The following is a 10,862-nucleotide window of genomic DNA, read 5'->3' as shown; positions in this document are numbered from 1 at the left end:
GATACGCGCCGACCTCCACCTCGGCCTGCTCCAACTCGCCTGCAGCATCATCTGCCTGCGAAAGCTCCGAACCTCATTCTGAAACGATCAGTAAGAGGTCCCCACGATTCGTGAGCGATGAGTCCTTGAAATGTGCGATGCCGAAGTCGGCCAGGACGAGCCGACGCGCATCAGGGTCGACGAGGATATTCTCAGGTTTGATGTCGCGATGCACTATGCCGTCGCCGTGCACGTACGCGAGCGCATCGCAGAGCTGGCGCGCGTAGTCGAGAAGCACGTCAGCATCGGTTTCGTCGTTGATCACGTTTCGCAGCGTCATAGGGTAGAAGTCCATGACGTAGTAGAAGAAGTTCGCGTCCTCTGAGCGCGCGTGGATACTCACGACGTTCGGGTGGCTCGATGTCTGCCCGTACTCGATCTCCTGCTTGAAACGCTCGTTGCGAGCGGAGTCCGCATCGCGGTCCTTCTTAATCCGTTTGACTGCGAGCACCTGACCGTCGGGCTTACGGCGGGCCTTCCACACCACGGCTGATCCGCCCTCTCCCGGAGCTGAATCGCGCTCGTAAGTGACTCCGTCGATGATGAACGGTGCGTTCTTCGGCATGAACCCACCCTACTGACCCTCGGGGCGGTAACATCGGCCAATTGCCGCCAGGACCAGAGCGTTCTCCGACGGGACGAGGTAGATGCCCATCACGTCGCGGACCTTGGTCATGAACTGCGGGTCGGTCGACAGCTTCCAGGTATCCACGATGTGCGGCTTGAGGCCGAACGCCCGCCAAATCCGCGAGACGGCCGACTGCGACATGCCCTCCGCTCCGGCCGTCGGACGTGTCGATCAGTGCGAATCACCCGTCGGTGGCGCCTGGCCGAGCGTTTTGGCGACTAGACGAGTAGATCCGATGTGATCAGTGGTCGTAGGCGATCAGCGAGCGGGTGACCGGTGCGCCGATCAGGTTGTTGTGCCAGATGCCGGCGGCCATCGCGAGGACCCGCTGGGTCACCCGGACGGCCACGCCCTCGAAGGTCCGTCCGCCGTGTCGTTCCAGGTCAAGCTGCCCTTTGAGGGTGTCGTTGACCGACTCGATCAGCTGGCGGACCTTCTTGAGCATCGGCTCGCCGTATCGCTTCTCCTCACGCTTGAGTGACGGACGCAGGAGCTCGATGCCCTGCTCGGCGAGGTCCTTCTCGAACGGCTTGGAGGCGAAGCCCTTGTCCGTGATGAGCAGGATGCCCTCGTGTCCGGCGACCAGGTCGGCGTCGACTTCGAGCATCGCCGCGAGGACTTCGCGTTCGCCGAGCTTCGGATTGGCCAGCGCCCACAGGATCGGCATGCCCGTCGGGGTGCACACCAGGTACAGGCGCAGGCCCCAGAAGAAGCGGGAGTGGGAGGCACAGTAGCCGTAGCCGGCCCAGCCGGCCATGTTCGATCGGGGCGGGACATGCCGCAGGGCACCGGGGTCGAGTCGGCGATCCAGACCGTATCGGTCCAGAAGTCGCTGTCCATGGCGAGTTCGCGGATCACGCGCTTGAGCAGTGGCAGTGCTGACTTCAACCGCTTGCTGTAGCCGGGCCGTTGGGGCAGGCAGGGGAACATGTCGGACAGGTTCTTGTGGGCGTAGCGAAGCCAGCGGGCTTCGGAGTGGTAGCCGAGCAGGGCCTGGGCGACCGCGAGACAGACGAGTTCGGAGTCGCTGAGCAGGGGCGGTCGTCCCATCCATCGCGTTCCTCCGATCTCGTCGTCGATCTTCACGTAAAGTGCGGTCAAGAGGGTGTTCAGGTCGGTCGTCACAAACTGATCTTGGACACCCTCTGCCCTTTGGCGGGCCAGAACTTCGGATCTACTCGTCTAGACCGGGCCGGTGCCGCTGCTCCCGCCGCCAGGTGAACCCCCGCATCGGCCCACGGCTCGCCACCGGCACCTGCCCCAGGTGCCGGATCGGCCCCGCAATCTCGTCCCCGGCGTACTTCCACGTCGCGGTCCACCGATCCGTCCAGCCATTGGACAGGTCCAGGTCGCCCCGCCCTGCGTCCAGCGAGACAGGGACCAGCAGATCTGTCCACGTACAGCTGTGGGACCACAAGGAGCCCCGGATATCGCTCATAGTCCCAGGTAAGCCGTACGCATCCCGCCGGGGGAGCGATCTTCGAAGTTGGCGACAACTTGCCTGCAAAAAGCACGAAACACGTCAACAACGATGCGAATTCGGCGACTGATATCGTGCTCAGTGCTTCAAGAAGGGCCAGGTCGGGGTGAGAGTTTAACGACAACTATCGTGCTCAGGCTCACGTCCCCGCCGACGCGCTGGGCCCCGGAAGATCCGCTGGACAGGTCGCCGCAGGGCGCAGTGGCCCCCGGTGCTTCCGGTGGGGCCGGGCCGGGGAGGGCGGGACCGCGCCCGGCGGATCACCCGAGGTCGGGGACCCGGATCGGCATCAGGATGGAGAAGGTGCCGTCCCGGTCCGCCGAGCGGATGGCCAACGGGGCGATCGGACCGGTCAGTTCGAGGACGAGCTGCTCGGGTCGGCCGGCGGCCCGGAGCGCCTCCAGCAGGAAGTCGCGGTTGACGGCCACCCGGACCTCGCCGGGTGCGGCGGCGGTGTCGGCCGGGGCGACGGTGAGCCGTCCGTCCTGGCCGAGGGCGAGGACGGTGACCTCGCAGGCGGCCCCGTGCGGCCCGGAGGGCAGGGTCCGGGTGGCGCCGGACTCGACGGCGCCGCGCAGTTCGGCGGCGGGCAGGCCGACCCGGTGGACGGGGTCGAGGCGGATCAGCGACCGGTAGTCGGGGTAGTCGTGGTCCGGGGTGGCACCCTCGATGCGGTGCCCGCCGGTCTCGACCCGGACCAGGCCGCCTCCCAGGGTCAGCTCCGCCTCCTCGCCACCCGCGCCGAGCAGCGCGCGGATGCCGTCCACCAGGGCGGTCGGAACGATCGCGCCGGCCGGAAGACCCTCGGTCGCCGGCTCTTCGGCCGGGGACGCGCCCCGCACCGGGACCTCGGCGAGCGCCATCCGGTACCGGTCGGTGGCGACCAGGCGCAGCAGTGCACCGTCCAGGTCGAACAGCACGCCGGCCAGGACCGGCAGTTCGGGATCGCCGCCGACCGCGAAGCGGACCGCGTCCAGCGCGGCGGCCAGCTCACCGGCCGGGACGGTGAAGCGGAGTTCGGTGGGTGTGGTGGTCACGGGGTTCTCCCTCTGGTCGATCAGCGCTCGGATCAGGGAGAGCTCGCGGCGGGCGTCGGCGAGGCCGTCCTCCAGCCTGCGCAGGTGCGCGTCCACCACCCGGTGGGCGGCGCCGGAGCCGGAATCGGCGCCGAGCACGGCCCGGATGCCGGCCAGCGGCAGACCGACCCGCCGCAGCCGGCAGAGCAGCCGGGCGTCGGCGAGCTGCCGGGGCCGGTACCAGCGATAGCCGGTCTGCGGGTCCACCCAGGCCGGGGTGAGCACGTCGGCGCCGTCGTAGAAGCGCAGGGTGCTGACGCTGAGACCGCTGTCGCGGGCCAGTGCGCCGATGCTGCGCAGGTCGCTCTCCATGCCGCCGACTCTGCCGTCTCGACCAGGTCGAGGGTCAACGCCGGCCGGGACCGGCCGTGGGATCCGCCGTAGGGAGCGGAGCGCGGGCCGCAGCGGTGGGTGGGCTGCCGGGGTCGCGCAGGGCCCGGATCCCGGTGATCCGGCCGCCGCCGTCCGCCTCGCCGAACCCGGACACCGCCACACCGCCACGCCGCCACGCCGTCACGCCGTCACGCCGTCGACCGGGCGGGGGCCATCACGAGGACCGGACAGGGCCCCGGTCTGTGACATCGGGCGGCGGGGTCAGGCCCGGAAGGCGTCGTACGCCGGGGCGAGCAGGGTGGCGAGGTCCCGGCCGCGGACGGTGATCCCGGACGGGCCGAGGCGGCTCAGCGAGGGTTCGATCCGGTCCTCGACCGCCTCGGCGCGCAGGGTGAAGTCACCGCGCCAGTAGTCGGCGACGGTCATGGGCGCCGCCTGTCCCCGCTCCGGCTCACGCGTCGACTCGCGGTCCGGTCCGTGCTCCGGCTGGTGCCCGGACGGGTGCTGCCCGGTCATCGGTCCTCCTCCTCGGCCACCGCGTCACGGGAGAGCGCGACCAGTTCGCGCAGTGCGTCGGCGGGCAGCTCGGTGAGCCACTGCTCGCCCTCCCCCACCACCGCCTCGGCCAACGCCCGCTTGGCCGCCAGCAGTTCGTCGATCCGCTCCTCGACCGTTCCCACGCAGACCAGCCGGCGGACCTGGACGTCGCGGCGCTGGCCGATCCGGAACGCGCGGTCGGTGGCCTGTTCCTCGACCGCCGGGTTCCACCAGCGGTCGAGGTGGACCACCTGGTTGGCGGCGGTCAGGTTGAGGCCGGTGCCGCCGGCCCGCAGCGAGAGCAGGAACACCCTTGGCCCGTCCGGCGACTGGAAGCGCGCCACCATCTCCTCGCGGCGCGCCCGGGAGACCCCGCCGTGCAGATAGAGCACCTCCTCGCCGAGCCGCCGGGTCAGATAGGGCTGGAGCATCGCGCCGAACTCCGCGTACTGGGTGAAGACCAGAACGCGGTCCCCTTCGGCCAGCGCCTCCGTCAGCAGCTCCGCGAGCCGGGCCACCTTGCCCGACCGCTCCCCCAGCGCCGAGCCGTCGTGCAGCAGTTGGGCCGGATGGTTGCAGACCTGCTTGAGCTTGCCGATGGACGCCAGGACGGTGCCGCGCCGCTGCACCCCCTTGATGCCCTGCACCCGCTGCAACAGGTCGGCCACCACCGCCTGGTAGAGGCTGGCCTGTTCGACGGTGAGGTTGCACCAGACGGTCATCTCCTGCTTGGCGGGCAGTTCGGCCGCCACCGCCGGGTCGGACTTGAGCCTGCGCAGGACGAACGGCCCGGTCCGGCGCTGGAGTTCGGCGGTGAGGTCCGGGTTGCGGTGCAGCTCGACCGGGATCGCGTAGCGCTCCTTGAAACGCTCGGCCGAGCCGAGCAGTCCGGGGTTGGCGAAGTCCAGCACGGCGTGCAGTTCCGCGAGGCGGTTCTCCACCGGGGTGCCGGTGAGGGCGATCCGGTGGACGGTGACGGGCAGCGAGCGAATCGCCCGGGACTGCGCGGTGCCGAGGTTCTTGATGTGCTGCGCCTCGTCCGCGACCACCCGCCGCCAGCGGATCGCCCGCAGCGCGGCGAGGTCGCGCTGGACCAGGCCGTAGGTGGTGATGACCAGGTCCACCCCGCTCACGGCGGCGGCCAGTTCGTCCTCGCCGAGCCGGCCCGAGCCGTGGTGGACGTGCAGTCGCAGTCCCGGTGCGAAGCGCTCGGTCTCGCGCTGCCAGTTGCCGACCAGGGACATCGGGCAGACCAGCAGGGTCGGGCCGGTGACGCCCCGGGCCCGCTCGGCGGCCAGCAGGGCGAGGGTCTGGACGGTCTTGCCGAGGCCCATGTCGTCGGCCAGGACGGCGCCGAGACCGAGGCCGGCCAGCCCGCTCAGCCAGGCCAGCCCCCGCTCCTGATAAGGGCGGAGGACGGCACGGAAGCCCGCGGGGAGGGCGGGCACGGGGGCCGGGACGGCGCGGCCGGCGAGCAGTTCGCCGAGCGGGCCGTCCACCCTGACGGCGGTGACCGGCAGACCGGCCACCATGGCATCGGGGTCGAGCGCCGTACGCAGGACGTGGCCGGCGGACATCACCCCGTCGCGCCGGTGGGCGAGGAAGGAGAGCGCGGCGGCGATCTGCGCGGGGTCGGCCTCGACCCACTTGCCACGCACCCGGACCAGGCCCTGCTTGGCGGCGGCGAGGTCGGCGAGCTCTGCCTCGCTGAGCGGGTCACCGCCGTCGCCGAGCGCCGCCTGCCAGCGGAAGGCGACCACCGCGTCCCGGTCCACCTGGCTGGTGACGGCGAGCGAACCGGGGGCCGGGACCGTGGTGACCTGCAGGGCGAGCCCGAGCCGGGGGCGGCGGCGCCACCAGGCGGGCAGCAGGACGCCGAAGCCGGCCTCGGCGAGCGCGGGCGCGGCGTCGCGCAGGAAGTCCAGCGCACCGGCCCGGCCGAGGGGGAGCGCGGCCGGACGGGCGCGGTGGCGCAGCCCGTCCAGTGCGGGCCAGCGGTGGGCGGCCCGGGCCAGTTCGGCGGCGAGCACCTCCGCCGGGTCGTCCGCCTTGCGGGCCAGCGCGGCCAGCGCGGCACCGCCCTCGTGCAGGTCGGCGGCCCGGACGAGCAGCGAGGGCTCGTCGACGGCCTGGAGCAGGAACTCGACCCGCCAGTGGTCGTCGGACGGCCGCCCTTCCGGGTCGTCCGGGTCAGGGCCGAGCGGTTCCACCAGCCGGAAGCAGAGGCGCAGTTCGGCTGAGGCGGGCTCGGCGGCGGCGTACCAGGCGGCGATCCGGCGCCGGAGTTCGGCGAACTCCGGCGGCTCGGCCAGGTCGGCCAGGTCGGCCGGGTCGGCCGGGTCGGCCGGGACCGGTCCGGCGCCGGGGACAGGAAGGCCGTCCGGGGCGAGGCGCCCGTCCGGTGCAGGACCGCCCTCCGGGGCGAGGCGCCCGTCCGGGGCCGCCAGGGCGGCGAGCCAGCGCTCGGCCGCCCCCGGGCGGGCGACACCGGCGGGCTTCAGCAGTGGGGGCTCGGCGGCGAGCACGGCGCGGGCCTCGGCGTCCACCAGGGCGGCCAGAACGGCCTCCACCAGCGCCTCCCCGCTGCGCCCCGGCACATGGACGGGATCGGCGGGGGCGGCGGGAACAGCCGAAGCGGCGAGGGCGGCAGCGCCGGGGTCGGCGGGCCACTCGCCCCGGCAGACCGGCGGGCAGCCGGCCGCCAGCGCGGCGGCCTCCCGGCGTTCGGCCGGCCCCGGGTCCGGCCGCCAGCGGGCGGACGGCACGCCGCCCTCCAGGACGGCCACCGGCAGCACCCGGCCTCGCCCGACCACGCGCCAGGCAAGGTCGTGCACGGCGGTGAGCCAGCGCAGCGAGGGGCCGTAGGTGACCTCGACGGTCCCGGCACCGGGGAGTTCGGCGCCGGTCACGGCCCAGTGCGGGTCGAACACCTCCCCGAGCAGCTGGGCCGCCGCCGCCGCGTCGAACAGCAGGGCGGGCACCCGCCACGGCAGCAGGACCGCGCCGCCGCGCACGGGGGTGACCGGCAGGTCGGGCGAGGGGGCCGGCCGGCCGCCGACGGCGGGCAGCAGCAAGGTGGCCCACCGCTCGGGGGCCTGTCCGGCCAGCCAGCCGAGGCCGGGGCCGATCCCGCCGAGCAGGGCGGCCACCTCCGCGGCCGGGCAGGCGTACGGGTGGGCGCGCGGGGACGGCCGGTCGGCGGGCGCGTCACCCGCCGTCGCGGCGGGATAGGCCCGGGCATCCTCGGCCCAGAGCGCCAGCTGCCCGTCCGCCCGCCAGAGCGCGTGCAGCACGAACATGAGCGGGGCCCTCCCGGGGTCTGCGGAACCGACGTTCGAAGACTATCCGGCGGCCCTGCGCTCAATGCGGACAGGAACTGGCCTGGTTCGCCGACGCCTCGGCCCCCCGAAGCGGAAAGCGCCACCGACGAGAGGCCGGCCGGGCGGGCACGGGCGCCGGCTCCGGGGAATCACCCGAACAGCATGGTTGAACTTTGAACGAAACTGCCCTAGGCTGAAGCCAACAAGTTGAAGCCTAAACAAATGGCTTCGAACCCGAGGAGGAGCCATGGGCCTTTTCAACCGCACCAAGAACACCGCCACCACCGTCACCGCCGTCGAGGCCCCCGCCGGCCCGGACCTCGGCCACCTCACCGGCGACTGGGCGATCGACACCACGCACAGCGAGGTCGGCTTCTCGGTCCGGCACGCGATGGTCACCAACGTCAAGGGCCGCTTCACCGAGTACGACGGCAAGCTCCACCTGGACGGCACCACCCCGGGCAACTCCACCGCCGAGCTGGTGATCAAGGTCGCGAGCATCGACACCAACCAGACGCAGCGCGACGAGCACCTGCGCACCGGCGACTTCTTCGCCGCCGAGACCCACCCCGAGATCCGCTTCCGCAGCACCTCCGCCGAGCGGCTGCGCGGCGACTCGTACCGGCTGACCGGCGAGCTGACCATCAAGGGCACCACCCGCCCGATCGTCCTGGACCTGGACTACACCGGCAGCGCCACCGACGCCTACGGCGCCGAGCGGGTCGGCTTCGAGGGCACCGCCGTCCTGGACCGCACCGACTGGGGCCTGACCTACAACGCCGCGCTGGAGACCGGCGGCGTGCTGATCGGCGAGAAGGTGAAGCTCAGCTTCGACATCTCCGCCGTCAAGGCGGCCTGAACCGGCCGACCACGGCCACCGCACCGCTTCGCCTCCGCGGCGCTTCACCACCGCGCCGCCGCAACACGTACCCGCACGCCCCGCCCCTGCCGACCCCCGAACGGCAGGGGCGGGTTCGTCTCCGGCCTCAACAACGGCCGGGCGGCGGGCCATTCCGCCCGGGGCGGGAGACTTCCGATCGCTCAGGCCCGCGCCACCAACCCGGCGTCGGCCGTCGGCAGCCAGCTGCCCGGCGGGCGATGCAACCAGCCTTCGCGGGAGCCGAGTTCGGCGGCCGCGGCGGCCAGTGCGGTCAGCCCGGGGTGACGCAGGTCGGGGCGGTGCACCAGGCTCACCAGGCTGAGCGGCACCGGCTCGACCAGCGGCACGTTCACCACACCGGGGATCAGCGGGCCGCCCGTGGTGGTCAGCATCGGATCGCCGTGCCGGGCGAGGTAGCGGGCGGTCTCGTCCACGCCGACCGGCGGGACGTACGGCGCGGCGGCCACCAGGCCGTGCTCGGCCAGCAGCCGGGCGCCGAGGTCCGCCCACTCCGTGGTGGCCGGATTGCCGGCGCAGACGTCCACCGGGTGACCGGCCAGCTCGGCGAGGCGCAGCACCGACCGGCCGGCCAGCGGGTGGCCGACCGCCATCATCACCGAGATCGGCTCCAACCGAACCGGCACCTGGGCGAGTTGGGAACGCAGACCGGTCGACAGGCCGGCGAATCGGCCGAACGAGACATCCAGCCGGTGCGCCAGCAGCTCGCCGGCGGCCGCCGCGAGTCCGCCGAGGAAGCGCGCCAGGATCTCACCCTCCGGCCAGGCGGCCCGGGCCCGTTCGAGCACCCGGCAGGCCGTCAGGTCCGGTCCGGTGACGTCGCTGTTGAGGTCCAGCAGCAGCGGACGGTGCGCGGCGTCCGTGACGATCTCGTCGTGCAGGGCCAGCAGCCGACGCGCCTTCGGCAGCAGCCGCAGCCCCGCCGGGGTGAGCTCGACGCTGCGGGTGGTCCGGGTGAAGAGCGCGTCGCCGAGCAGCCGCTCCAGCGCGCGGATGTCCCGGCTGAGCGCCTGCTGGGCGACGTGCAGCCGCTCGGCGGCCCGGCCGAAGTGCAGCGTCTCGGCGGTCGCGACGAAGCCTCGGAGCAGGCGGGGGTGCAGGTCACGGGGCATGGCGGCAGATTAACAACAGGGTGTTGTGAGTCCGGCGAAACAGGTGTTGGACGGGCGCCGGTCCGCCCCGCGAAGCTGAGGGCTCCCCCGGAAACCCCCGCCGCCGGGACCTCTCTGCCCTGGAGCCCCATGCCCGCGCGCGCCCCCGCCCTGTTCGCCTCCTACCGACGCCTGTTCGCCGCCCCCGGCACCGCCGCCTTCACCCTGGCCGGGCTCCTCGGCCGGCTCGCGATGTCGATGACCGGCGTCTCGCTGGTGGTCCTGCTCGCCGAACGGCGCGGGTCCTACGCGCTGGCGGGCACCGTCGCGGCGGCCGGACTGGTCACCGGGGCGATCGGCATGCCGCTGCTCGGCCGGCTGGTGGACCGGTACGGGCAGGCGCGGGTCGCCGTCCCGGCGACGCTGTACAACGCCGTCCCGTTCGCCGGCCTGCTGCTCTGCGTCCGGCTCGGGGCTCCCGACTGGACGCTGTACGCCTGCTGGGCGGCGTGCGCGGCGGCGCCGAACCTGGGTGGCATGGCGCGGGCCCGCTGGGCGCAGCTGTACCGGGACGACCCGGCGGCCCGGCACCTGGCCAACTCCTTCGAGCAGGCGCTGGACGAACTCTGCTTCATGGCCGGGCCGGTGCTCGCGATGACGCTCAGCACCACGCTGGCCCCGGAGGCCGGGATGGTCACCGCCGGTGTGCTCGGCACCACCGGCGCCCTGCTCTTCGCGGCCCAGCGGCGGACCGAACCGCCGGTCGCGGAGCGCCCGTCGCGCGAACGCCACGGCTCACCGCTGCGGGTGCCCGGCCTGCGGGTGCTGCTGCTGACCTTCCTCGCCACCGGCATGGTCTTCGGCTCGATGGAGATCACCACCGTGGCGTACGCCGACGCGCTCGGCCACAAGCCGGTGGCGGGCGGGCTGCTGGCACTGGTCGCGGCCGGCTCGTGCGCGGCGGGGCTGGCCTTCGGACTGCTGCGGCCGCGCCGGGCACCGGGCGTCCGTTTCCTGCTGGGCACCGGGGCGATGGCCGGTCTGCTGCTCCTGCCGCTGGCCGCCGGGCTGGGTGGGGCCGGGCTCGGCACGCTCGGGGTCGCGCTGTTCGCGGCCGGGACGGGCACCGCGCCGACCATGGTGACCGGCATGACGCTGGTCCAGGAGCTGCTGCCGCGGCGGAGGCTGAACGAGGGCATGGCGGTGGCGGTGTCCGGCATCGTGGTCGGCATCTCGGCCGGTGCGGCCCTCGCCGGGGCGGTCGCCGAGCACGCCGCCCCCGGCACCGGCTACTGGCTGCCCGCCGGCGCCGCCGCCCTCGCCCTGCTGATCGCACTGTCCGGCCGCCGCCACCTGCGGGGCCCGGACCGGCCGCCTGCCGCCGGGAACGCGGCCGGGAACCCGGCTGGGAACGCGGCCGGAAATTCCGAACGGACTGTCGGTACTGCGGGCTAGCGTCG

The 10,862-nt window shown here is 73.2% G+C and carries 7 protein-coding genes and 2 pseudogenes; 2 read left to right on the top strand and 7 right to left on the bottom strand.

What is annotated here, in order from left to right; all coding sequences use genetic code 11:
• Window positions 1–73: 73 nt before the first annotated feature.
• From ACIP82_RS36815 to ACIP82_RS36790, 6 genes and pseudogenes are all read right to left on the bottom strand, one after another.
• Window positions 74–604, bottom strand: coding sequence for a serine/threonine-protein kinase (locus ACIP82_RS36815; protein ID WP_400659970.1), 531 nt, complete (start codon window positions 602–604; stop codon window positions 74–76).
• A gap of 48 nt (window positions 605–652) precedes the next feature.
• Window positions 653–838, bottom strand: a pseudogene (locus tag ACIP82_RS36810) (IS630 family transposase); the annotation flags it as partial.
• 70 nt (window positions 839–908) lie between these two features.
• Window positions 909–1,792, bottom strand: a pseudogene (locus ACIP82_RS36805) (IS982 family transposase).
• A gap of 615 nt (window positions 1,793–2,407) precedes the next feature.
• Window positions 2,408–3,535, bottom strand: a complete 1,128-nt coding sequence (locus ACIP82_RS36800; protein ID WP_400659967.1) for a MerR family transcriptional regulator — start codon at window positions 3,533–3,535, stop codon at window positions 2,408–2,410.
• Window positions 3,536–3,817: 282 nt separating this feature from the next.
• Window positions 3,818–4,072 (bottom strand): hypothetical protein, encoded by a 255-nt coding sequence (locus ACIP82_RS36795; RefSeq protein ID WP_400659965.1) that lies wholly within the window; start codon window positions 4,070–4,072, stop codon window positions 3,818–3,820.
• On the bottom strand, window positions 4,069–7,392 hold the full coding sequence (locus ACIP82_RS36790) for an SNF2-related protein (protein ID WP_400659962.1): 3,324 nt from the start codon (window positions 7,390–7,392) through the stop codon (window positions 4,069–4,071). The genes ACIP82_RS36795 and ACIP82_RS36790 overlap by 4 nt, the downstream gene beginning before the upstream one ends.
• 268 nt (window positions 7,393–7,660) lie before the next feature.
• Between ACIP82_RS36790 and ACIP82_RS36785 the strand changes: the two genes are divergently transcribed.
• A complete protein-coding gene (locus ACIP82_RS36785; protein ID WP_400659960.1) occupies window positions 7,661–8,272 on the top strand; it encodes a YceI family protein in 612 nt (203 codons plus the stop codon).
• Window positions 8,273–8,454: 182 nt separating this feature from the next.
• Here ACIP82_RS36785 and ACIP82_RS36780 read toward each other — a convergent pair whose 3' ends face one another.
• Window positions 8,455–9,423, bottom strand: a complete 969-nt coding sequence (locus ACIP82_RS36780) for a LysR family transcriptional regulator (protein WP_400659957.1) — start codon at window positions 9,421–9,423, stop codon at window positions 8,455–8,457.
• A gap of 129 nt (window positions 9,424–9,552) precedes the next feature.
• Here ACIP82_RS36780 and ACIP82_RS36775 point away from each other — a divergent pair, with 129 nt between their 5' ends.
• Entirely contained in the window at window positions 9,553–10,857 is a 1,305-nt protein-coding gene (locus ACIP82_RS36775; RefSeq protein WP_400659954.1) for an MFS transporter, read from the top strand.
• Window positions 10,858–10,862 lie beyond the last annotated feature (5 nt).

Source organism: Kitasatospora sp. NPDC088548 (assembly GCF_044753005.1).
Lineage (GTDB): Bacteria > Actinomycetota > Actinomycetes > Streptomycetales > Streptomycetaceae > Kitasatospora.
The sequence above is the reverse complement of the archived record's forward strand: the minus strand, read 5'-3'. Positions and strand labels throughout refer to the sequence as shown.